Origin of the sequence: Streptomyces sp. NBC_01460, from assembly GCF_036227405.1 — a bacterium.
Lineage (GTDB): Bacteria > Actinomycetota > Actinomycetes > Streptomycetales > Streptomycetaceae > Streptomyces.
This window is the reverse complement of sequence record NZ_CP109473.1, coordinates 1126284-1146881: the sequence shown is the minus strand read 5'-3', so window position 1 is coordinate 1146881 and position 20598 is coordinate 1126284. Positions and strand designations below refer to the sequence as shown.

The window sequence follows — 20598 nt, the reverse complement described above, 5'->3', positions numbered from 1 at the left end:
TCAGCCGCTCATCGGGCCCGACGGTTCCCGCCGAGCTCCGGAAGAAGCCAACTCGCCGCCCGTGCCTGGAAGTCGGCCGGGGCCAAGGCCCCCGCCCCGGCCGGCACCGCGCCGAGCAGGGGGACTCCCGCCGCGACCGGGAGGTCGTCGACGTTGCACCGTGAGGCCAGGTCCGGCTCGGCGGGCATGCTGCCGATCACCACTCCGGGACAGACGAGCCCTCGTGTCCGCAGTGCCTCCGTCGTCAGAGCGGTGGCGTTCAGGGTCCCCAGGCCCGCGGGTGCCACCACCAGGACGGGCGCCGCCATCAGCCGCGCGGCGTCCGCGAGCGTGGCCCCCTCCTCGTCGTAGCGCACGAGCAGCCCTCCCGCGCCCTCGACCAGCACGAGGTCGTGCTCCGTCGCCAGCTTCTGAGCGGCATCGGCGATCTCGTACGGGCGTACGGGCGTGAGGCCGGCTCTGCGGGCCGCCGTCCCGGGCGCCAACGGCTCCGGGAAGCGCGCCAGTTCGACCGCCGTCACATGGGCGCCCGCCAGCCGGGACACCTCCGCCGCGTCTCCCGGCTCTCCCGGGGCGACGCCCGTCTGCGCCGGTTTGAGAACCGCGACGCGGAGGTCCCGGGCGGCGGCGGCCACCGCGGCGGTCACGATCGTCTTGCCGATCTCGGTGCCCGTACCGGTCACCACCAGGATCGTCATCTCATCCCTCCCTTGCCGCCGCGCACACGGCGCGGCAGATCCGTGCCACATCGTCGTCACCGGTCACATAGGGCGGCATCGTGTACACGAGGTCGCGGAACGGACGCAGCCACACGCCCTCGCGGACAGCGGCCCGCGTCGCTGCCGCCATGTCCACCTCGTGGTCGAGCTGCACGACCCCGATCGCGCCCAACACCCGGACGTCCTGGACGCCGGGCAGACCGGCCGCCTCGGCGAGACCGGCCCGCAGCCCCGTGCCGATCCGCTTCACCTCCAGCTCCCAGTCCTGGCCCAGCAGCAGGTCGACGGAGGCGCAGGCCACGGCCGAGGCGAGCGGATTGCCCATGAACGTCGGCCCGTGCGCCAGCACCGGCACGTCTCCGCTCGAAATGCCCTCCGCCACCCGAGTGGTGCAGAGGGTCGCCGCGAGCGTCAGATAGCCGCCGGTCAGCGCCTTGCCGACACACATGACGTCCGGCGACACCCCGGCGTGCCCGGCGGCGAACAACTGCCCGGTCCGGCCGAATCCCGTCGCGATCTCGTCGAAGACCAGCAGCACGTCGTTCGCGTCGCAGGCCTCGCGGAGCACCCGCAGATAGGCGGGGGAGTGGAAGCGCATCCCGCCCGCGCCCTGCACCACGGGTTCCACGATCACCGCCGCGAGCTCGTCGGCATGGGCGGCGACCAGCTCGCGCAGATGCTCCGCGTACGCGTCGTCCGGCTCCGCGTCGAAGCCGTCCGGGGGCGCGTCCGCGAAGATCTGCCGGGGGAGGGCCCCCGACCACAGCTCGTGCATCCCGCCCTCGGGGTCGCACACCGACATCGGCTGCCAGGTGTCCCCGTGGTACCCGCCGCGCCAGGTCAGCAGCCGGTGCTTGGCGGGCCGTCCCGCCGAACGCCAGTACTGCAGGCACATCTTCACCGCGACCTCGACGGAGACCGACCCCGAATCGGCGAGGAAGACGTGTTGCAGCGGCTCCGGAGTGATCTCCACCAGCCGGGTGGCCAGCCGGACGGCCGGCTCGTGCGTGAGCCCGCCGAACATCACATGGCTCATCCGGTCCAGCTGGCCGCGCGCGGCCTCGTTGAGCACCGGATGGTTGTAGCCGTGTACAGCCGACCACCAGGACGACATCCCGTCCACCAACTCGCGCTGTCCGTGCACCGGTTCGGCGAGCCGGAGGCGCACCCCGGACGCGGACTCCACGATCAGGGGTTCCTGCCGGCCGGGCATGGGGCCGTAAGGATGCCAGACATGGGCCCGGTCCAGGGCGCGCAGTTCCGCGGGGCTGAGCGGATCAGGCATTGGGGGCGAGATCCGTCCCGGCACCGCGACGGCGGACAGCCACCAGATCCGTACGCGCCGCCGAGGCTCCGGAAGGCTCCGGCGCCGCCTCCGCGGTGTCGCCGCACGGTGCGCAGCCGCCGTCGTGCGACCCGCAGCCCCCGGTCGCCGGCGCGCGGTGCCGGGGGAGCGTCGTGGTGTCCGCTCCCTCCACCTCGAACCCGGCGTCCGCGATCATGTCGAGGTCGGTCTGCCCGGACTGGCCCTCGCTGGTCAGGTAGTCGCCCAGGAAGATGGAGTTGACCAGATTCAGGGCCAGCGGCTGCATCGAACGCAGATGGACCTCACGGCCGCCCGCGAGACGCACCTCGACGTCCGGGCACACGAACCTGACCATCGCGAGGATGCGCAGGCAGCGCTGCGGCGTGAGGTGCCAGTCCTTCGCCAGCGGGGTCCCTTCCATGGGAATCAGGAAGTTCACCGGTACCGAGTCGGGGTCCAGATCCCGCAGCGAGAAGACGACGTCCACGAGGTCCGCGTCGGTCTCGCCCATGCCCGCGATCAGACCGGAGCACGCCGAAAGGCCGGCGGCCTGGGCCTGCTGCACGGTGTCCACCCGGTCGGCGTACGTGTGCGTGGTCGTGATGTCCCCGTACGTCCCCTCCGACGTGTTGAGGTTGTGGTTGTACGCGTCGGCGCCCGCGGACCTCAGACGGTCGGCCTGGCCCTCCGACAGCAGACCGAGGCACGCGCACACCTCGACGCCCTCGTGCTGCTCCTTGATGGCCTCGATCGTCCGCGACACCCGGTCGACGTCCCGGTCGGTCGGGCCGCGGCCGCTGGCCACCAGGCACACCCGCTTCGCGCCGCCCGCCACACCCGCGGCGGCGGCCTTCTTCGCCTCGTCCGGCTTCAGCCAGGTGTACTTGAGGATCTCGGCCTTGGAACCGAGACGCTGCGAGCAGTACGAGCAGTCCTCGGGACACAGCCCCGATTTCAGGTTCACCAGATAGTTGAGCTTGACGCGCCGGCCGAACCACTGGCGGCGCACCTTTCCGGCCGCGGCCACCACGTCGAGCAGTTCGTCGTCGGAGGTCGCCAGCACGGCGAGCGCTTCGTCACGGGTCGGCAGTTCGCGCCGCAGCCCCTTGTCCACCAGCGTGTTCAGCAGGTCCATGGCCTTGATCCTGACGTACGGCACCGCGATCGGCCAAGGAGGAACCGGACAGGAGAGCCGGTCGATGCTGTGTGTATTGCCACACCCTGGCCTGTTGCGCACCCGGTTAGGGTCTGTGAGCTGCCTACAAAAAGGGACCCGCCCATGTCCTACGCCCCGTTCGACTGGATCGACGACGAGGCCCGGCGTCGCGCCGAGGCCGGACTCGTCCGGACGCTGCGCCCCCGGCCCGCCGAGGCCGAACTGCTGGACCTCGCGAGCAACGACTACCTGGGGCTGAGCCGGAACCCCGAGGTCACTGCGGCGGCGGCCGAGGCGGCACGGACATGGGGCGCGGGTGCCACCGGCTCGCGGCTGGTCACCGGCTCCACCGCGCTGCACGCCGAGCTCGAACGCGAACTCGCCGGATTCTGCGGATTCGAAGCCGCCCTGGTCTTCTCCTCCGGCTACGCGGCCAACCTCGCCGCCCTCACGGCACTCACCGGCCGCGACTCGCTCATCGTCTCCGACGCGGGCAACCACGCCTCGATCGTCGACGGCTGCCGGCTCTCCAGGGCGGCCACCGCCGTCGTGCCGCACGCGGACCCCGAGGCCGTACGCAAAGCACTCCAGGCGCACGCCGGACGGGCGCTGGCCGTGACCGACTCGGTCTTCTCGGTGGACGGCGACGCCGCCCCGCTGGGCGGGCTCGCCGAGGCCTGCCGTGACGCGGGAGCCGCCCTCCTCGTGGACGACGCGCACGGTCTGGGGGTCCTGGGCGAAGGCGGACGGGGCGCACTCGCGGCCGCCGGACTCGCGGGCGCGGAAGGGGTCGTCGCCACGCTCACCCTCTCCAAGTCGCTCGGGAGCCAGGGCGGAGCGGTGCTCGGCCCCGCCCGGGTCATCCGGCACCTGGTCAACACGGCCCGCACGTTCATCTTCGACACCGGCCTCGCGCCGGCGGCGGCCGGCGCGGCGCTGGGGGCTCTGCGGCTGCTGCGCAGGGAGCCGGGGCGCGCGGCCAGGGCCGGGGCGGTCGCCGTCGAACTGCACGGCCGGCTCACCGCGGCCGGTCTGACCGCGGTACGCCCCGACGCCGCCGTCGTGTCGGTGCGCGCTCCGTCGGCGGAGTCCGCCGTGCGCTGGGCGGCGGACTGCCGGACGGCCGGTCTCGCGGTGGGGTGCTTCCGGCCGCCGTCGGTGCCGGACGGGATCTCCAGGCTGAGGCTCACCGCCCGGGCAGACCTGACGCAAGATCAGATCGAGGGCGCCGTGCGTACGCTCGTGGCGACGGCTCCCCGCCCGGTCAGCCGGCCGGGAGGCCGTGAAGCCCCGTGACGAAGGACGTCCATGCTGTCGCCGAGAAACGGAGCGGCGGCAGGCCGGTGTCCTTGGAGTCCCGTACGGCGAGCTGATCACCGCCGAGCTCCGCGGTCTCCACGCAGTTGTTCATCCCGGTGCTACGGCTGCTGCGCCGCCACCTGGGTGCGTGCGGTGCGTGCTGTGCGGGACGGTCGGACATCGTGCCCCCCTCGGGCAGTCTGAAGGTTCCGCCTGACCGCCGCGTCCTACTGCGGCGATGAGGTCCAGCGAACGCTCCGGCGACAGCGCGTGTCCCTGCATCGTGCGGAAGGCCGAGCTGTACGCCTCAAGGTCTTCTCTCCGCTCCAGGTAGAGACTACTCGTCAAGTGGTCAAGAACGACCACATCTAGATCAGAAGTGGTCGAAAAAGAGAGGATTACGAAAGGCCCGGTGAGGCCGATGTAGCTCCCGGCCTCGAACGGCAGTAACTGGAGCGTCACGTGAGGAAGTTGTGCCACCTCGGCCAGATGGCGCAGCTGTTCCTCCATGACCCGGGGGCCGCCGACCTCGCGCCGCAGTACGGCCTCGTCGAGCACGGCGCTGAGCCGCAGCGGACGCGGTGACCGGAGGACGCTCTGCCGGGCGAGTCTGACCTCGACCAGGGAATCGAGCTGCGCGGGTGGCAGCCCGTCCAGCGAGGACCGGGTCACGGCTCGCGCGTAGTCGGCGGTCTGCAGCAGCCCCGGGACCACCGACGTCTCGAGCGTGCGAGCGGCATCAGCCTGGGACTCCAGGCTGATGAAGTCGCGGTACTGGGGCGGGATGAGCCCGCGATAGGCGTGCCACCACCCGCTTCCCCCACCGCCCACGGAGCCGGCGAGCGCTTCGAGCAGGGACCGCAACTGTCCGTCGTCCACTCCGTAGACGTCCAGCAGCCGGGTCACGTCACGGGGCGACACCCCGCTCGTCCCCGTCTCGATCCGGCTCACCTTCGACTGGTGCCAGCCCAGCACCCCGGCGACGGCCCGGCTCGTGAGTCCCGAGGTGTGGCGCAGACCGCGCAGCTCCTCGCCGAGTTTGCGGCGGCGTACCACGGGGCCGTTGCGCATTGCGGCCTCCTCCCCTCGTGCGGTGAGCCGCCTCGGCGTGGCCGGCTCGGAAAGGGGCCAGTGTCGCGCCTGTATGCGGATCAGGGGGTGGAGTTCACCGTAATGAGCGATAGATATATGCATATCTTGGTGGATCGCCGTCATGGAGGGCGGATTCGGTGGCAGTCTGGCGCGAAGCACACTCCAGGCCGGCCGTGGGCCGGTCAGGGCGCGAAGGGACGGCGTCGCCATGGCAGACCATCAGGAAGCAACCGTCACTCTGCCGAGCGATCCGGCCTCGGTCTCCGCGGCCCGCAGACACGTGGCCCGCGTCCTCACCGAGTGGGGCCTGCCCGAGGACAGCGACACGGCCGACACCATCCTGCTGATCGTCTCGGAGCTCGCCACCAACGCCGTCCAGCACACCTTCGGTCAGTCGCCCACCTTCACCGTGGACCTCCGGCTCGACCGGGACGTCGAGTTCTACCTGGGGGTGACGGACAGTCATCCGCGCTGGCCCCAGCGACTTCCCGCCGCCGTCCGCCAGGACAACGGCCGGGGCATGGTCATCATCCGGGCCCTGGCGAAGGAGTACGGCGGCCGGCTCGGCGTCAGCCCCACCCCGGACGGGGGCAAGACCGTGTCGATCGCGCTTCCCTGGCCGGTTCCGGCGCAGGCCTGACGGTGCGGGGGAGCGGCCCGGGGGCCGTACGGACCTGACGGTGCGGACGAGCCACCCCGTGGGGCCGTGGCCGGCCGTCTACGGAGCGGAGGCACGTCCGAAGCCGCTCCGCAGGAGCGCCATCAGCGTCTCTGCCGCAGGGGTGTTCGCGTTCCCCCGGTGCACCACGGAGATCGTCCTCCGGAAAGCGGCCGGTTCCAGGCGCCGCACCGCGACCGGGGCCGGTGACATCGAGGCCACCATCTCCGGCACCACCGCCACGCCGAGGCCCGCGCTGACCAGGGCGCAGACCAGGGCGTAACCGGGCGACTCGCACACGACGGCGGGGGTGGCACCCGCCTCGGCCAGCGCACGCTCCACCCCGCGCCGTGGTGGGTGCTCCGGCGCACTGCTGATCAGCGGGCGGCCCGCCAGTTCGGCGACGGGCAGCGGCCCGCTGCCCTCGGACAGCATCTGGCCGGGCGAGGTGATCAGCACCAGGTCCTCGACGAGGAGCGGCTCGGCGGAGACCCCCGCCGGCATCGGCCCGGCGGCCGCGGGCTCGTAGGCATGGGTCAGGGCCAGGTCCACGTCGCCCGCCGCCACGGCGGCGACCCCGGCGGGCGGCTCGTAGTCCGTGACGCTCAGTTCCACGTCGGGATGGGCGCGGCGGAACGCGGTGAGCACGGGTGGCAGCAGATGGATCCCGGCCGTCACGAACGTGCCGACCCGCAGCCGGCCGCCGGACAGCCCCGCGAGCCGGGCCAGCTCGTGCCGCGCCTGGTCCATCTCGTCCAGCACACGTCTGGCCCGCCCCGCCAGCAGCTCACCGGCGGCCGTCAGCCGCGCCCCCCGGTGGTGCCGGACGAGGAGCGCGGCCCCCGCTTCCCGCTCGAGCTTGGCCAGCTGCTGCGAGAGCGCGGGCGCGGTGTAACCGAGCCGCGCGGCGGCCCGCGTGATGGAGCCGGCCTCGGCCACCGCCACCAGCGCGGCCAGCCGTGTCGGGTCGTACATTAAGCGTTCCTTTTGGCAGACCATGAAGATTGCAAGTACACGCTAAAGGGCTGATGCCGTCAGGGTGTACCCATGGACGCACAACTGCTCGCCTTCGTCGCCGTGGCCGCGGGAATGGTGGCGCTGCCCGGCGCCGACTTCACGGTGGTCGTACGCAACGCGCTCACATCCCGGAGGTCCGGGCTGGCCACAGCGGTGGGAGTCGCCGGAGGGCTCGTGGTGCACACCGCCCTGGCCGTCGCCGGACTCGCCGCCGTGCTCGTGACGATGCCCGTCCTCTTCCGTACGGTTCAGCTGCTCGGCGGCGCGTACGTGCTCTACCTCGGCCTCAGCGGCCTGTACGCGCTGTGGCGGCGGGCCGCCGCGGCAGGCGCCGGTGTGGAGGCAGGGGAGAGGGCGCCCTCCGGACTCCGGCGTTCGCTGCGCCAGGGTTTCCTGACCAACGCCCTGAACCCGAAGGCACCCGTACTCTTCCTGAGCCTGCTGCCCCAGTTCGTCCCCGACGGACAGCCGCCCCTGCCGAGGACCCTGCTGCTCGCCTCGGTGGTCGTCCTGCTCGCGCTCGTCTGGTTCCCGGCCGTGGCGCTCCTCGTCGACCGCCTGGGCCGGTGGCTGCGCCGGCCGCGCACCGCCCGTGCGATCGAGGGCGGCAGCGGCACGGCGCTCACCGCGCTGGGGCTCGTGCTGGTGACGGGGCCCCTGCTGCGCTGAGCCAGAGGTGAGGGAGGGTCAGCGGACCCTCCCGTACCAGACGCTGCCGGACCAGATCTTCTCCAGCCGGACCACCGCCCCGGTCTTCGGTGAGTGCCAGATCTTCCCGCTGCCGGCGTAGATGCCGACGTGGTACACACTGCGCCCCGCGTGGAAAAAGACCAGGTCGCCGCGTTTCCGCTGCGACCTGGAGATATGGCGGGTCTTGTTGTACTGCTGCTGGGCCGTGCGGGGCAGTTTTTTCCCCGCCTTCTTGAACGAGTAGAGCGTGAGCCCGGAACAGTCGAACCGGTGAGGGCCTGTGGCGCCATATCTGTAGGGCGCCCCCTTCTTCGACGCGGCGATCCTGAGTGCCGTCGCCGAGTGGGCGGCGGCCTCGGCGTCGTTCACGAAGCCGGGGGCCATCATGGTGGTCCCTACGGCGAATGTCAGAGCCGAGGCCGTACCGACCCGGGCGAACAGAGACGGGACATGAACCTGCGCAGTCATGCGCAACCCTTCGTCAGCCGCCTGTGAAGGATGACCTGTCGGGTTCGGGCTGGCGAAGTTGCCCGGCCGCGCGAAGCGGCTTCACCCCGAGGGCCGTCCGGATCTCCGGTCGGCCCGTTGTGCTCGGGTCCTCCACTCCTGCCGATCCACTTCTGTCGACCAGGCATCCGGACAGCGGCAGGACTCGGCGTCCGCCCGGACCGCCCCGCCGCGGTGGCGGGGGCTTGTCGTCCCAGGGATCTTTACGCACGCACTGCCGGATTTCCTGGCTGAAGTATCGGTATGTGAGAGTCGTCACGACTGATCCGATCGGGTGGACGCGTCGGGGCGAGAGCCCCGCCGGCCGGACCTGACCAGCCGTGTACCAGCAGCGGAACGATGCATTCCGTTCAGTGTCCGCGCGCATTGCGCAAGTTGGGCTGTCCCCCGGGCGGGGGAGCTCCTACGCCGAACGAGCGAGGAAAACTCATCGGTCCGCCGGGCGTGTCGTGAAACGACGGCGCCGAGGCCGATCCGGCGCCTGGTCGGGCGGCCGGACGGCCCGGCCGGTCGGGTGCCCGCACCGCTCAGCCCGTCGGGGCGGGAGGCACGGCGACCCGACCCGCGCGGCGCTCGCCGTCCAGCAGGCGCAGCGCCCTGGCCAGCGTGTCCGCGTGGATCTGCGACTCACCCCGGTCGTGCATCAGTACGAGTGCGTCACGGAGGGCGGTGGCCCTGGACGCGAGAGCCTGAGCCGCCCGGAGCGCTCCGTACGTGTCGCTGCCCCGGGCGGGATTGATGCGCCCGAGCTGGTCGAGGACTTCCAGGTAGCAGTCGACGAACTCGGCCTCCGCGCGGGTCAGTGCGGGAAGCGGCGGGAACTGGGGTGGGTGCATCGGGTGTTCACCTCACGGGGTGCGGGGCCGGGACGGCGTGCGGTTCTCCATGACGTGGTCCACCAGGCCGAACGCCAGGGCGGCCGGGGCGTCGAGGATGGTGTCCCGTTCGACGGCGGCGCTGATCTCCCGTGTCGAACGCCCCGTGTGGCGGGCCAGCATGCCCGTGAGCAGCTCGCGTTCGCGGAGCAGCTCTCGGGCCCGGATCTCGAGATCGGAGGTCTGGCCCTGCACGGGCTCGTCCAGGGCGGGTTGCTGAATGACTACCCGGGCGCCCGGCAGGGCATGTCGGCGTCCGGGTGCGCCGGCCGCGAGCAGGACCGCGGCGCCGGCGCCGGCCTGGCCGAGGCAGAACGTCTCCACCTCGCACGCGAGGAAGTGCATGGTGTCGTAGATCGACGTCATGGCGTCGAAGGAGCCCCCGGGCGAGTTGATGTAGAGGGAGAGGGGCCGGTCGGGGTCCGCGTGCTCCAGGTACATGAACTGTGCGATCAGGTCGGTCGCCGCGGTGTCGTCGACGGGTGTGCCGAGGAAGACGATCCGCTCGGACAGCAGCTTCGCGTACGGGTCCGTGCTCCGGGAGCCGTAGGCGGTGCGCTCGGTGAACTCGGGCAGGACGTGGCGGGCGGCGGGTCGGAACATGACGATGCCTTTCCTCGGATCCCCAACAGGCACAACCGTGCGCGACCCGTACGTAAAAAATGTACAGGACGTACAGAAGGTTATGATGGGGACTATGGCCTACGAGATTCCGGTGACGCAAGCACGCGCAGAGCTCGCCGAGCTCATCAACCGCGTTGTCTACGGCGGCGAGAGAGTGGTCGTGACACGTCACGGGAAGCCGCTCGTCGCACTGGTCTCGGCCGCTGATCTGCAACGACTCGAGGGCGAGGAGTCGGCGGAGGAGCAGGTGATCCGTTCGGTGTCCTCGATCCACTCGGCGCCGTCCGCTGCGGGCGAACGGGGCCGGTTCGGCATCGCCGCGGAGCACCGGGGTCACGACCGGGACGAGTGAGGGCCCCGTCGACGGCGGACGGGCGTCGGGCAACGCGCGACGAGCGGCCGACCAGGGCGACCGCCGGCAAGCGGGGGACGGGGACGGCGTAGGTGCGCGGCTGCCGGTGGCGGGCGCGCAACGGCAGGAGGCCGTCCCCGCCGCTGTGGGGGACGGAACGCGAGAAGGCCGTGTCCACCGCCGCTGTAGCGGGGGACACGGCCTCCTCCGGTGCGGAGCCGCTCAGCCGGCGAGGGCCGGTTCGCGCTCACGGCCGCCGGGTGCGGCGCTGTCCGCGGCCGGCTCCGGACGCGTGCGGCGGCCGGCCAGGACGGTGGCGATGCCGAGCAGCGCCCAGGCGGCCAGAGTCAGTGCCGGCCCGCCCCCCGCGCTCCCGTCGAAGAACGCGACCGAGCGCAGCAGGGAACCGCCCGCGCCCGGCGGCAGCCACTGACCGATCGCGCCGACCGGGTCGGGGAGCATCTCGGGTGCGCTGGTGACGCCGGAGAACGAATTGCCCAGCAGCACCATCAGCATGGCTCCCACCCCGATGCCCGGTGTGCCGACGAGGGCGGCGAGCCCCGCCACCGGAGCGCCGATCGCCAGCACGGTCAGCCCGATGACGCCCGCCTCCGTCCACCAGTCGCCCGTGATCACGCCGAGCCAGCTGTGGGTCAGGGCCGTGGCGGCGATGCCCACCAGCGCTGCCGCGCCGATCAGGGTCACGGCCCCTCGGGCGCCGCGCAGCCCGAGCATGCTCACGGCCGCTCCGGCGGCGACTCCGGCAATCGCCAGCGGCAGGATGCTCGCGCCGAGCGCACTGCCGCGGGGGTCGGCTGCCGGCGCGGCGACGACGTCCGTGACCGGGACCCCGGACCCGTCGGGCGCACCCGCCCCGGCCGCCTCGGTCAGCAACTGGGCGACGACCGGGCCGGCCGCCGACGCGGTGAGCAGCCGCGGGCCCTTCTCGGTGACCACGACCACGCCGTATACGACCCTTTCCTCGATTGCGGTGCGGGCGGCGGCCGCGTCCTCGTACCGGTGGATCTCGAAGGCTCCTTCGCGTCGCTCGAACTGCTTCTGCAGCTGATCGGCGGCCGGTGCCGCACCGGCGATGCCGACGGGGAGGTCGCGCGGCGCGATCCTGGCCGCGGGCCAGGAGAAGGCCCAGAGCGCGAGCGTCACCACCAGGGGGACGAGCAGGACGGCCGCCACCGCACGGCGGTTCGGTGCAGCAGGCATGGCGAGAGCCTCGATTCAAAGAGAAGGATCGTTCGTTTTCGATGTGCCCACTGTCGCGCCGTGCGCGGGAGCTTGTCAAGAATGAATGTTCGTTTTAGATTGCCCCGTATGGCACGCGTATCCCAGGAGCACCTCGACGCCCGCCGTCGCCAGATCCTTGTCGGGGCGGCGCACTGTTTCGCCGGCAACGGCTTCCACGGCACCTCGATGCAGGACGTGCTGAAGGAGGTCGGCCTGTCGGCAGGGGCTGTCTACCGTTACTTCACCGGCAAGGAGGACCTGGTCGCCGCCATCGCCGACGAGGCGTTCGCTGCGGTCCGCCGGGCCTTCGCGGAGGCCGCCGACATGGTCCCGCCGCCCACGCCCGACGTCCTCCTGGGGAGGGTGCTGCGCGGAGTCTTCGAGGGGCAGTTGTACGGCCTGGAGCGTCGCGCGTCCGCCATGCTCGTCGTGCAGGTGTGGTCCGAGAGCATGCGCGACGACCGCCTGGCGAAGGCGCTCGACGACGGTTACGCGGGGATGCGTGCGGCGTGGGCGGTGCTGGTGGAGGCCTACCGCGCGGCCGGCGTCATGCGCTCCGACGTGTCGGCCGACGACGTCGCCCGCACGATGATCGCCACCGCCCAGGGGTTCATCGCGCAGGAGGCGCTGTTCGGCGGGGTCGCGGTCGAGGCCCTGGAGAACGGCTTGCGCGGCCTGATGTCCATGGATCCGCAAAAGATCAGTTAACGCGCCGGAAAAACTTCCGCCCTAACGTGCAATACCTGGTCGCGGAATCCTCTTCATCGTTCAACAGAGTGTTGAAGGCGGGATAGGGTCCCGCTGCGCCCGGGGCAGGTACCGGGCGGAAGACGAAGAGGGTGGAAGCGTGCAACTGACTCCGCACGAACAGGAACGCCTGCTCATCCATGTGGCGGCCGATGTCGCAGAGAAGCGCAGGGCGCGCGGACTGCGGCTGAATCACCCCGAGGCGATCGCGCTGATCACCTCGCACCTTCTGGAAGGCGCCCGTGACGGCCGGACCGTGGCCGAACTGATGGCCTCCGGCAGGAAGGTCCTCACACGCGACGACGTCATGGACGGCATCCCCGAGATGATCCACGACGTCCAGGTCGAGGCCACCTTCCCGGACGGCACCAAGCTGGTCACCGTCCACGAGCCGATCGTCTGACGGGGGAGCAGCCGATGATTCCCGGAGAGATCCTGTACGCGCAGGAGCCGGTGGCGCTCAACGAAGGGCGCCCCGTCACCCGCCTCACCGTCCTCAACGCCGCGGACCGGCCCGTCCAGGTCGGATCGCACTACCACTTCGCCGAGGCCAACACCGGCCTGGACTTCGACCGTCGCGCAGCCCACGGGCTGCGGCTGAACATCGCCGCCGGAACCGCTGTGCGCTTCGAGCCCGGTATCCCCGTCGACGTCGAACTCGTCCCGATCGCAGGCCTGCGCATCGTCCCCGGACTGCGCGGCGACACCGGAGGTTCCCTCGATGCCTGAGCTCAGCCGCCCCGTGTACGCCGACCTGTTCGGGCCCACCACGGGCGACCGCATCCGGCTCGCCGACACCGACCTCGTCGTCGAGATCGAGGAGGACCGGTCCGGTGGTCCCGGACGGTCGGGCGACGAAGCCGTGTTCGGCGGTGGGAAGGTGATCCGCGAATCGATGGGGCAGGCGCGCACCACCCGCGCCGAGGGCGCTCCCGACACGGTCATCACCGGCGCGGTCGTCATCGACCACTGGGGCATCGTCAAGGCCGACATCGGCATTCGGGACGGCAGGATCACCGGCATCGGCAAGGCCGGGAACCCGGACACGATGGACGGCGTGCACCCCGATCTGGTGATCGGCCCGGAGACCGAGATCATCGCGGGCAACGGCAAGTTCCTCACCGCCGGAGCCATCGACGCCCACGTCCACTTCATCTCGCCGACCCTGATCGACCAGGCGCTCTCCTCCGGGATCACCACCCTCGTCGGGGGCGGCACGGGGCCGGCGGAAGGCACCAAGGCCACGACGATCACCCCGGGCCCCTGGCATCTCGCCCGGATGTTCGAGGCACTCGATGGCTACCCGGTCAACATCGGCCTGCTGGGCAAGGGCAACACCATGTCCCGAGAGGCGATGCACTCCCAACTGCGCGCCGGCGCCCTCGGCTTCAAGATCCATGAGGACTGGGGTGCGACGCCCGCCGTCATCGACGCCTGCCTGAGTGTCTGCGAGGAGACCGGCGCCCAGCTCGCCATCCACACGGACACGCTCAACGAGGCGGGATTCGTCGCGGACACGCTGGCCGCCATCGCCGGGCGCTCCATCCACGCGTACCACACCGAAGGCGCGGGCGGCGGGCACGCTCCCGACATCATCAGTGTGGTCTCGGAGCCCTACGTCCTGCCGAGCTCCACCAACCCGACCCGGCCGCACACCGTCAACACGATCGAGGAGCACCTCGACATGCTGATGGTCTGTCACCACCTCAACCCGACCGTGCCGGAGGACCTCGCCTTCGCCGAGTCACGCATCCGGCCGTCGACCATCGCGGCCGAGGACATCCTCCACGACCTGGGGGCCATCTCGATCATCTCCTCGGACTCCCAGGCGATGGGCAGGATCGGAGAGGTGATCCTCCGCACCTGGCAGACCGCCCACGTGATGAAGCGGCGACGGGGCGCCCTCCCGGGCGACGGTGCCGCGGACAACCACCGGGCACGTCGCTATGTCGCCAAATACACGATCAACCCCGCTGTCGCCCAAGGACTGGACAGCGAGATCGGGTCCGTCGAGACCGGCAAGCTCGCCGACCTCGTGCTGTGGGACCCAGCCTTCTTCGGCGTCAAGCCGCAGACGGTGATCAAGGGCGGCCAGATCGCGTACGCGCAGATGGGCGACGCGAACGCCTCGATCCCCACCCCGCAGCCGGTCATGCCCCGTCCGATGTTCGGCGCGGTGGGCCGGGCCCCGGCGGCCAACTCCTTCAATTTCGTGTCCTCGGCCGCCGTCGAGGCCGGCCTGCCCGGGCGTCTGGGGCTCGGCAAGGCGTTCGTCCCGATCACCAGCACCCGGGGGGTCACCAAGGCGGACATGCGGGAGAACGACGCCCTGCCCCGGGTCGAGGTCGACCCCGACAGCTTCGCCGTCACCATCGACGGTGATCCGGTCGAACCCGCTCCTGCCGCCGAACTGCCCATGGCTCAGCGGTACTTCCTCTTCTGAGGGCAGGACAGCACTTCATGACGACACGCGCAGCCCTGCTCGTCCTCGCCGACGGCCGGTTCCCCGCCGGTGGCCACGCCCACTCCGGTGGAGCCGAACCGGCCGTCAAGGCGGGACACATCCGCGATGCCCAGGACCTGGCCGAGTTCTGCCTGGGCAGGCTCCACACCACCGGCCTCACCTCCGCCGCGCTCGCCGCGGCGGCGGCCCACGGCCTCGACCCCCTCGCGCTCGACGAGGCCGCCGACGCCCGGACGCCCTCGCCCGCGCTCAGGAACGTCGCGCGCAGGCTCGGCCGCCAGCTGATGAGGGCGGCACGGGCCACTTGGCCCAGCCCCGAACTGGCCGCGCTCGCCGAGGCGAGACCGCGCGGCGCCCACCAGCCCGTCGTCCTCGGCCTCACGGCGCGAGCGGCGGGCCTGGGCCCCGCGGACGCCGCACACTGCGTCGCGTACGAAACGGTCAGCGGCCCGGCCACCGCGGTGGTCCGCCTCCTCTCCCTGGACCCCTTCGAGGCGACAGCGGTGCTGGCCCGCCTCGCGCCCGCCCTCGACCAGGTCGCGGAACAGGCGGCCGCGGCGGCACTGGGGGGCATCGACGCGCTACCAGCCGCCTCCGCCCCGATGCTCGACATCTCCGCCGAGGCCCACGCGGCCTGGCCGGTCCGCCTGTTCGCGTCCTGAACCACGAGCACCTCCCCCGCCCGCCCTCACCAGGAGTCGCACCATGCACCTCGACCACGCACACCACGGCCCCGCGGCCGTCAGCGCCGACGCGGCACGTCCCGACGGCACGCGTCGCGCCCTGCGCATCGGCCTCGGAGGGCCGGTCGGCTCGGGGAAGACGGCCACCGTCGCCGCCCTCTGCCGCGCGCTGCGCGACCGGATCTCCATCGCCGTCGTCACCAACGACATCTACACCCGCGAGGACGCCGCCTTCCTGCTCCGCAACGCCGTGCTGCCACCCGAGCGCATCCAGGCCGTCGAGACCGGCGCCTGCCCGCACACCGCGATCCGCGACGACATCTCCGCCAACCTCGAAGCCGTCGAGGACCTGGAGGACTCCGTGGGCCCCCTCGACCTCATCCTCGTCGAGTCCGGGGGAGACAACCTCACCGCCACCTTCTCCAAGGGACTCGTCGACGCGCAGGTCTTCGTGATCGACGTCGCGGGCGGCGACGACATCCCGCGCAAGGGCGGCCCCGGTGTCACCACCGCCGACCTCCTCGTCATCAACAAGACGGACCTCGCCCCCTACGTCGGCTCCGACCTGGACCGGATGGCCCACGACGCCGCCGCACAGCGCGGCGAACTCCCCGTGGTGTTCACCTCGCTGACCGGCGCCGACGGCGTCGCCCCCGTCGCCGACTGGGTGCGGGCGCGGCTCGCGGACTGGGCCGCATGAGCGTCACGGCCACCGCGCGGATCACGGCGGTCGCCGACGGGCGGGGATCGACGTCGCTTCCGGTGCTGGAGAGCGGCGGGCCGCTCGCCCTGCGCCGCACCAGATCCCCGGACAGCGCCCGCGCGCGGGTCACCGTGGTCGGCGCGATGAGCGCGCCGCTCGGCGGGGACCGGCTCGCCGTCGAGGTCAGGGCCGAGGACGGGGCACGGGTGACGGTGGACTCCGCCGCCGCCACCGTGGCCCTTCCGGGAGCCGGCCCCGAGGCCGGCCCCGCGACGTACGACGTGCGGCTGAGCGTGGGGGAGGGGGCGGAGCTCCACTGGCTGCCCGAGCAGCTCGTCTCCGCGTGCGGCAGCGCACTCGACATGACCACCAGGGCCGAACTCGCCGGCACCTCGCGTCTGGTGCTCCGCGAGGAACTGGTCCTGGGCCGGCACGGCGAGAGCACCGGCCGGCTCTCGTCCCGCCTGACCGTGAGAAGAGCCGGACGACCGCTGCTCGACCAGCAACTCGCCTACGGACCGGGGGCCCCCGGAGGGTGGGACGGCCCTGCCGTGCTGGACGGACACCGCGCCGTGGGACAACTGCTGCTCGTCGACCCCGCGTTCGAGGGCGGCCCGTGCGCACCGAGGCTGCTCGGACCCACTGCCGCCCTCACCCCGCTGGCGGGTCCCGCCGTCCTCGTGACGGCGCTCGCCGCCGACGCACGGCTGCTGCGCGCGGTGCTGGACGAGGCGCTGGAGGGTCTGCTGAAGGAATCAAAGGCCCTGCAGAAGGACTGAGTTCGCTCAGCGGGCAGTCGGCACCGGTTATTGGTTCGGTAAAGAACATGCGTACGCCCTGTTCTCAGCAACCCCACAGACGAAAGGATCCGCCTGGACACATGAACCACTGCGCCGCCACGGGCGGCGCATCACGCAGGGGGAGGTTCCACTTGAAGCGCACGGCAGTGCTCGGCTCGGCCGGCACTCTGATCGCGGGCACGCTCATAGCGGGGGCGATAGCCGCACCGGCCGCCGGTGCCGCCGGCCGGCACCACGGCGACCAGGAGGCACGCGGCGTCCAGACCGCGGCCGCCCGGGCCGCGCGGACCGGTATCGACTGGACGGACTGTCCGGCCGACTGGGCGATCGCCGCACCCATCCAGTGCGGATGGGTGAGCGTCCCGCTCGACTACAGCAAGCCGAACGGCAAGCAGATCAAGCTCGCGGTCGACCGGCACGTCAGCACCGGCACCAAGGACGAGCGCCAGGGCGCACTCGTCTACAACCCGGGTGGCCCCGGTGGCTCGGGGATGGCCTTCCCGAAGCGCATCGTCACCAAGAACCCGCTCTGGACGAAGGCCGCGAAGGCGTACGACTTCGTCGGCTTCGACCCGCGCGGGGTCGGCCACTCGGCGCCGATCTCCTGCATCGACCCCGAGGAGTTCGTGAAGGCCCCGAAGGCCGATCCGGTCCCGGACAGCGAGGCCGACAAGCGGGCCCAGCGCAAGCTCGCGGCCGAGTACGCCGACGGCTGCGCCGAGCGCAGCGGCGACATGCTGCCGCACATGACCACGCCCAACACCGCACGCGACCTGGATGTCATCCGCGCCGCGCTCGGCGAGAAGAAGCTCAACTTCCTGGGCGTCTCCTACGGCACCTACCTGGGCGCGGTCTACGGCACGCTCTTCCCGTCGCACGTACGCCGCATGATCGTCGACAGCGTGGTCAACCCCGCGAAGGACAACATCTGGTACGAGGCCAACCTCAACCAGGACATCGCCTTCCAGACCCGCTGGAACGACTGGAAGGCGTGGGTCGCGAAGAACGACGCGGCCTACCACATCGGTGACACGCCCGAGAAGGTCGAGCAGGCGTGGCTGACGCTGCGCGCGGCGGCCAAGAAGAACCCGATCGGCGGCGTCGTCGGCCCCGCCGAGCTCATCGGATTCTTCCAGAGCGCGCCGTACTACGACTCCGCCTGGGCACCCACCGCCCAGACCTGGAGCGACTATCTGGGCGGCGACACCCAGGCCCTGATCGACGCCGCGGCGCCCGACCTGTCGGACACCGCGGGCAACATCAGCTCGGAGAACGGCAACGCCGTCTACACGGCGGTCGAGTGCGCGGATGCCCAGTGGCCCACCAGCTGGAAGAAGTGGGACCGCGACAACACCCGTCTGCACAAAGACAACCCGTTCATGACGTGGGCCAACGCCTGGATGAACCTGCCCTGTGCGACCTGGCCGTCCAAGCAGCAGACCCCCCTGGACGTCCGCACGGGCAAGGGACTGCCCCCGGTGCTGATCGTGCAGTCCACGCGTGACGCCGCCACCCCGTACGAGGGCGCCGTCGAGCTGCACAAGCGCTTCAAGGGCTCCCGTCTCATCACCGAGAAGGATGCCGGCTCGCACGGTGTCACCGGCCTGGTCAACCCCTGCATCAACGAGCGGGTGGACACCTACCTGCTCACGGGAGAGACCGACCGGCGCGACGTGACGTGCACCCCGCACGCCACGCCGAAGCCGTGACGGCCGACTGAACGTGAGCGGGCGGCCGATGTTTCCCGGCGGTCGCCCGCTCACCCCTCCCGGCCCGGTGCACCCGCACCACCCGTCCAGGGGCGCTCACCCGCTCCGGTCGTACCACTCCAGCCAGGCGTCCTCCGCCGCGTAGTCGAAGAGGGTCTCGCCGTAGTTGCGGAGCATCTTCGGGAAGGCCTCCCTCCAGTCGCGTCCGTGGAGCCGGGCCGCCAGCCATTCGACGGTCTCCGGCAGTGACTCCTCATACCCCGTCACCGGGCGGTACCCCAGCTCCCGTTCGGCGGCCGCCATGTCGTAGACGACGGGATGAGCACCGCTCCACGGTGTGTCGCCGACGTGCCCTTCCGGTGGCGGGCCCGCCACCAGCACCGTCTCGCTCTCCCTGCCCAGCACGCCGTCGACGGCCGCGCCGATCTCGGCGACGGTGGGTGCCCCCGGGTCGCCCGCGTTGAGCACCCGTGAGGCCGGCCGTAGCGCGGCCAGCCGTATCAGCTCGGCGAGGTTGGACACATGGACCGGATGGAAGCGGCTCGCCCCCTCGTACGCGAGGACCCGCCGGCCGCGTCCGTCCAGCGCGCGCTTGACGAAGTACAGCTCGCGTGGCGTACGGCAGTGTGCCCCGTGTATCGCGCCCGCCCGCAGCAGCGTCACCGGCAACGCGTCACCGGCCGCGAGCAGTTCCCGCTCCAGGGCGACCTTGCGCGTCCCGTACGTCGCGTCGCCAGGGGGCACCGTGCGCTGTGTCTCCGGGATGGGCACCGGATACTCCGGGAAGCCGTCCGGATCGCCCTGCGTGTCGAAACTGCGCCCCTGCGGGTCCTCGTACACCGCGCCGCTGGAGATGACGACCGCGGATCCGGCCCTGTCCGCGAGCCCCGTCAGCTGCGCGGCGTGGTCCGGGCCGAAGGCGACCATGTCGACCAGGACGTCGCACCCGTCGCCGAGGGCGGACGCGAGCGCCCCCTCCTCCTCGCGGTCGAGCGCGAGCGGACGGACGCCGTCGCCCCAGGCACCGTCCCTGCCGCCGCCGCGTGATGCCGCGGTCACGTCCCAGCCGTCCTCGGCGAGAGCCCGCACGGCGGCCCGGCCGATCTGTCCCGTCGCGCCCAGCACGAACGCTCGTCCTCTGCTCATGCCGAAGACGCTACGACCGCCCGAGCGGCCGGACCAGGGAAATCGGCCCTCAGCAGATTTCCCGCTCAGCGTGGACGTCGGGGGAACTTCTTGGACTCCTCGCCCTGCGCCGCCTTCGCCTTCACCGCGTACTCGTCGACGTACTCCTGTCCGGAGAGCCCGAGAATGGCGTACATGATCTCGTCCGTCACCGCTCGGATCGCCGCCTTCTGGTCCTCCAGGCCGGCGTAGCGGGAGAAGTCCAGCGGCTCCCCGAAACGGATGGTGACCCGTTTGATGCTGGGCACCTTCTGTCCGGGCGGCTGGATCTCGAACGTGCCGACCATCGCGCAGGGGATGACCGGGACCCCCGCCCTGATCGCCATCACCGCGACCCCGACCTTGCCCTTGTACAGCCGTCCGTCGTGCGAGCGGGTGCCTTCCGGGTAGATGCCCAGCAGTTCGCCCTTGCTCAGCACCCCCAGCCCTTCACGGATGGCCGCCTGTCCCGCTTCCTTTCCGGACCGGTCGACGGGGATCTGTCCGATGCTGTGGAAGAAGGCCGCGGTCAGCTTGCCCTTGATGCCCGGGCCGGTGAAGTACTCGGCCTTCGCGAGGAACGTGATGCGGCGCTTGAGGATCGCCGGCATCAGGAAGTGGTCGGAGAACGAGAGGTGGTTGCCCGCCACGATGGCCGCGCCGTCGTCGGGAATGTGTTCCAGCCCTTCGATGCGCGGCCGGAACGTCAGCCGCAGCAAAGGGCCCAGCACGACGTACTTCAGGACGTAATAGAACACAGCTTCTCTCCTAGCCTTCCGGACCGGGCCGGT

At 71.5% G+C, this 20598-nt stretch carries 24 protein-coding genes and 1 riboswitch; of the genes, 12 read left to right on the top strand and 12 right to left on the bottom strand.

The features are described 5' to 3' along the window. Positions 1–8 precede the first annotated feature (8 nt). The 3 genes from bioD to bioB are packed head-to-tail and all read right to left on the bottom strand — an operon-like array spanning position 9 to position 3160. Complete coding sequence (bioD, locus tag OG488_RS05040) at positions 9–698, bottom strand: dethiobiotin synthase (protein WP_329226297.1); 690 nt, start codon at positions 696–698, stop codon at positions 9–11. Between the two features lies 1 nt (position 699). After that, positions 700–2004, bottom strand: coding sequence for an adenosylmethionine--8-amino-7-oxononanoate transaminase (locus OG488_RS05035; RefSeq protein WP_329226295.1), 1305 nt, complete (start codon positions 2002–2004; stop codon positions 700–702). Further along, positions 1997–3160, bottom strand: a complete 1164-nt coding sequence (bioB, locus tag OG488_RS05030) for a biotin synthase BioB (RefSeq protein WP_329226294.1) — start codon at positions 3158–3160, stop codon at positions 1997–1999. The genes OG488_RS05035 and bioB overlap by 8 nt, the downstream gene beginning before the upstream one ends. Before the next feature lie 144 nt (positions 3161–3304). On the opposite strand from bioB, the gene OG488_RS05025 reads away from it, so the two are divergent. Further along, the gene (locus OG488_RS05025) at positions 3305–4477 is read left to right on the top strand and encodes an 8-amino-7-oxononanoate synthase (RefSeq protein ID WP_329226292.1); all 1173 of its coding nucleotides are present in this window, start codon (positions 3305–3307) and stop codon (positions 4475–4477) included. Here OG488_RS05025 and OG488_RS05020 read toward each other — a convergent pair. Both OG488_RS05020 and OG488_RS05015 read right to left on the bottom strand, forming a co-directional pair. Then, on the bottom strand, positions 4446–4661 hold the full coding sequence (locus tag OG488_RS05020) for a DUF397 domain-containing protein (protein ID WP_329226291.1): 216 nt from the start codon (positions 4659–4661) through the stop codon (positions 4446–4448). The two genes, OG488_RS05025 and OG488_RS05020, sit on opposite strands and share 32 nt — an antisense overlap. Then, positions 4589–5551: a helix-turn-helix domain-containing protein gene (locus tag OG488_RS05015; RefSeq protein ID WP_329226289.1), complete on the bottom strand. Its 963-nt coding sequence runs from the start codon at positions 5549–5551 to the stop codon at positions 4589–4591. Before OG488_RS05015 ends, OG488_RS05020 begins: the two co-directional genes overlap by 73 nt. Positions 5552–5780: 229 nt before the next feature. On the opposite strand from OG488_RS05015, the gene OG488_RS05010 reads away from it, so the two are divergent. Next, on the top strand, positions 5781–6212 hold the full coding sequence (locus tag OG488_RS05010; protein WP_329226287.1) for an ATP-binding protein: 432 nt from the start codon (positions 5781–5783) through the stop codon (positions 6210–6212). 78 nt (positions 6213–6290) lie between these two features. On the opposite strand, the gene OG488_RS05005 is transcribed toward OG488_RS05010, so the two are convergent. Next, positions 6291–7205 carry a LysR family transcriptional regulator gene (locus OG488_RS05005; RefSeq protein WP_329226285.1) on the bottom strand — a complete coding sequence of 305 codons (915 nt, stop codon included), beginning with the start codon at positions 7203–7205 and terminating at the stop codon, positions 6291–6293. A gap of 72 nt (positions 7206–7277) precedes the next feature. On the opposite strand from OG488_RS05005, the gene OG488_RS05000 reads away from it, so the two are divergent. After that, a complete protein-coding gene (locus OG488_RS05000; protein ID WP_329226283.1) occupies positions 7278–7916 on the top strand; it encodes a LysE family translocator in 639 nt (212 codons plus the stop codon). Between the two features lie 18 nt (positions 7917–7934). On the opposite strand, the gene OG488_RS04995 is transcribed toward OG488_RS05000, so the two are convergent. From OG488_RS04995 to OG488_RS04985, 3 genes are all read right to left on the bottom strand, one after another. Continuing rightward, on the bottom strand, positions 7935–8405 hold the full coding sequence (locus tag OG488_RS04995) for a C40 family peptidase (RefSeq protein WP_329226282.1): 471 nt from the start codon (positions 8403–8405) through the stop codon (positions 7935–7937). A 3-nt stretch (positions 8406–8408) separates the two neighbouring features. Then, positions 8409–8581, bottom strand: a riboswitch (cyclic di-AMP (ydaO/yuaA leader). Positions 8582–8971: 390 nt separating this feature from the next. After that, positions 8972–9280, bottom strand: a complete 309-nt coding sequence (locus OG488_RS04990; RefSeq protein ID WP_329226280.1) for a hypothetical protein — start codon at positions 9278–9280, stop codon at positions 8972–8974. A 12-nt stretch (positions 9281–9292) separates the two neighbouring features. Beyond that, positions 9293–9922 (bottom strand): ATP-dependent Clp protease proteolytic subunit, encoded by a 630-nt coding sequence (locus tag OG488_RS04985; protein ID WP_329226278.1) that lies wholly within the window; start codon positions 9920–9922, stop codon positions 9293–9295. Positions 9923–10016: 94 nt separating this feature from the next. Between OG488_RS04985 and OG488_RS04980 the strand changes: the two genes are divergently transcribed. Then, the gene (locus OG488_RS04980; protein ID WP_329226276.1) at positions 10017–10295 is read left to right on the top strand and encodes a type II toxin-antitoxin system Phd/YefM family antitoxin; all 279 of its coding nucleotides are present in this window, start codon (positions 10017–10019) and stop codon (positions 10293–10295) included. A gap of 222 nt (positions 10296–10517) precedes the next feature. On the opposite strand, the gene OG488_RS04975 is transcribed toward OG488_RS04980, so the two are convergent. Beyond that, the gene (locus tag OG488_RS04975) at positions 10518–11516 is read right to left on the bottom strand and encodes an ABC transporter permease (protein WP_329226274.1); all 999 of its coding nucleotides are present in this window, start codon (positions 11514–11516) and stop codon (positions 10518–10520) included. 108 nt (positions 11517–11624) lie between these two features. Between OG488_RS04975 and OG488_RS04970 the strand changes: the two genes are divergently transcribed. From OG488_RS04970 to OG488_RS04935, 8 genes are all read left to right on the top strand, one after another. Continuing rightward, positions 11625–12245 (top strand): TetR/AcrR family transcriptional regulator, encoded by a 621-nt coding sequence (locus tag OG488_RS04970; RefSeq protein ID WP_329226272.1) that lies wholly within the window; start codon positions 11625–11627, stop codon positions 12243–12245. 139 nt (positions 12246–12384) lie between these two features. After that, positions 12385–12687 carry an urease subunit gamma gene (locus tag OG488_RS04965; RefSeq protein ID WP_104790628.1) on the top strand — a complete coding sequence of 101 codons (303 nt, stop codon included), beginning with the start codon at positions 12385–12387 and terminating at the stop codon, positions 12685–12687. A gap of 14 nt (positions 12688–12701) precedes the next feature. Further along, a complete protein-coding gene (locus OG488_RS04960) occupies positions 12702–13013 on the top strand; it encodes an urease subunit beta (protein ID WP_329226270.1) in 312 nt (103 codons plus the stop codon). Beyond that, positions 13006–14727, top strand: coding sequence for an urease subunit alpha (locus OG488_RS04955; protein ID WP_329226268.1), 1722 nt, complete (start codon positions 13006–13008; stop codon positions 14725–14727). The genes OG488_RS04960 and OG488_RS04955 overlap by 8 nt, the downstream gene beginning before the upstream one ends. Before the next feature lie 17 nt (positions 14728–14744). Next, on the top strand, positions 14745–15410 hold the full coding sequence (locus OG488_RS04950; protein ID WP_329226266.1) for an urease accessory protein UreF: 666 nt from the start codon (positions 14745–14747) through the stop codon (positions 15408–15410). A gap of 43 nt (positions 15411–15453) precedes the next feature. Continuing rightward, positions 15454–16131, top strand: coding sequence for an urease accessory protein UreG (gene ureG, locus OG488_RS04945; protein WP_329226265.1), 678 nt, complete (start codon positions 15454–15456; stop codon positions 16129–16131). Next, positions 16128–16913 carry an urease accessory protein UreD gene (locus tag OG488_RS04940; protein WP_329226263.1) on the top strand — a complete coding sequence of 262 codons (786 nt, stop codon included), beginning with the start codon at positions 16128–16130 and terminating at the stop codon, positions 16911–16913. Before ureG ends, OG488_RS04940 begins: the two co-directional genes overlap by 4 nt. A 152-nt stretch (positions 16914–17065) precedes the next feature. Next, entirely contained in the window at positions 17066–18643 is a 1578-nt protein-coding gene (locus OG488_RS04935; protein WP_329226261.1) for an alpha/beta hydrolase, read from the top strand. Between the two features lie 96 nt (positions 18644–18739). On the opposite strand, the gene OG488_RS04930 is transcribed toward OG488_RS04935, so the two are convergent. Next, complete coding sequence (locus OG488_RS04930) at positions 18740–19768, bottom strand: NAD-dependent epimerase/dehydratase family protein (protein WP_329238439.1); 1029 nt, start codon at positions 19766–19768, stop codon at positions 18740–18742. A gap of 86 nt (positions 19769–19854) precedes the next feature. Continuing rightward, complete coding sequence (locus OG488_RS04925; protein WP_329226260.1) at positions 19855–20565, bottom strand: lysophospholipid acyltransferase family protein; 711 nt, start codon at positions 20563–20565, stop codon at positions 19855–19857. Positions 20566–20598: the final 33 nt, after the last annotated feature.

Excerpts from the sequence above, each read along its gene's own strand:
- OG488_RS04975 (WP_329226274.1), bottom strand. The coding sequence starts at position 11,516 with ATGCCTGCTGCACCGAACCGCCGTGCGGTGGCGGCCGTCCTGCTCGTC.
- OG488_RS05035 (WP_329226295.1), bottom strand. The coding sequence starts at position 2,004 with ATGCCTGATCCGCTCAGCCCCGCGGAACTGCGCGCCCTGGACCGGGCC.
- OG488_RS05025 (WP_329226292.1), top strand. The coding sequence starts at position 3,305 with ATGTCCTACGCCCCGTTCGACTGGATCGACGACGAGGCCCGGCGTCGC.
- OG488_RS04990 (WP_329226280.1), bottom strand. The coding sequence starts at position 9,280 with ATGCACCCACCCCAGTTCCCGCCGCTTCCCGCACTGACCCGCGCGGAG.
- OG488_RS04970 (WP_329226272.1), top strand. The coding sequence starts at position 11,625 with ATGGCACGCGTATCCCAGGAGCACCTCGACGCCCGCCGTCGCCAGATC.
- bioB (WP_329226294.1), bottom strand. The coding sequence starts at position 3,160 with ATGGACCTGCTGAACACGCTGGTGGACAAGGGGCTGCGGCGCGAACTG.
- OG488_RS05000 (WP_329226283.1), top strand. The coding sequence starts at position 7,278 with ATGGACGCACAACTGCTCGCCTTCGTCGCCGTGGCCGCGGGAATGGTG.
- bioD (WP_329226297.1), bottom strand. The coding sequence starts at position 698 with ATGACGATCCTGGTGGTGACCGGTACGGGCACCGAGATCGGCAAGACG.
- OG488_RS05015 (WP_329226289.1), bottom strand. The coding sequence starts at position 5,551 with ATGCGCAACGGCCCCGTGGTACGCCGCCGCAAACTCGGCGAGGAGCTG.
- OG488_RS05010 (WP_329226287.1), top strand. The coding sequence starts at position 5,781 with ATGGCAGACCATCAGGAAGCAACCGTCACTCTGCCGAGCGATCCGGCC.
- OG488_RS04955 (WP_329226268.1), top strand. The coding sequence starts at position 13,006 with ATGCCTGAGCTCAGCCGCCCCGTGTACGCCGACCTGTTCGGGCCCACC.
- OG488_RS05005 (WP_329226285.1), bottom strand. The coding sequence starts at position 7,205 with ATGTACGACCCGACACGGCTGGCCGCGCTGGTGGCGGTGGCCGAGGCC.
- OG488_RS05020 (WP_329226291.1), bottom strand. The coding sequence starts at position 4,661 with ATGTCCGACCGTCCCGCACAGCACGCACCGCACGCACCCAGGTGGCGG.
- OG488_RS04940 (WP_329226263.1), top strand. The coding sequence starts at position 16,128 with ATGAGCGTCACGGCCACCGCGCGGATCACGGCGGTCGCCGACGGGCGG.
- OG488_RS04995 (WP_329226282.1), bottom strand. The coding sequence starts at position 8,405 with ATGACTGCGCAGGTTCATGTCCCGTCTCTGTTCGCCCGGGTCGGTACG.
- OG488_RS04980 (WP_329226276.1), top strand. The coding sequence starts at position 10,017 with ATGGCCTACGAGATTCCGGTGACGCAAGCACGCGCAGAGCTCGCCGAG.
- OG488_RS04985 (WP_329226278.1), bottom strand. The coding sequence starts at position 9,922 with ATGTTCCGACCCGCCGCCCGCCACGTCCTGCCCGAGTTCACCGAGCGC.
- OG488_RS04950 (WP_329226266.1), top strand. The coding sequence starts at position 14,745 with ATGACGACACGCGCAGCCCTGCTCGTCCTCGCCGACGGCCGGTTCCCC.
- ureG (WP_329226265.1), top strand. The coding sequence starts at position 15,454 with ATGCACCTCGACCACGCACACCACGGCCCCGCGGCCGTCAGCGCCGAC.
- OG488_RS04960 (WP_329226270.1), top strand. The coding sequence starts at position 12,702 with ATGATTCCCGGAGAGATCCTGTACGCGCAGGAGCCGGTGGCGCTCAAC.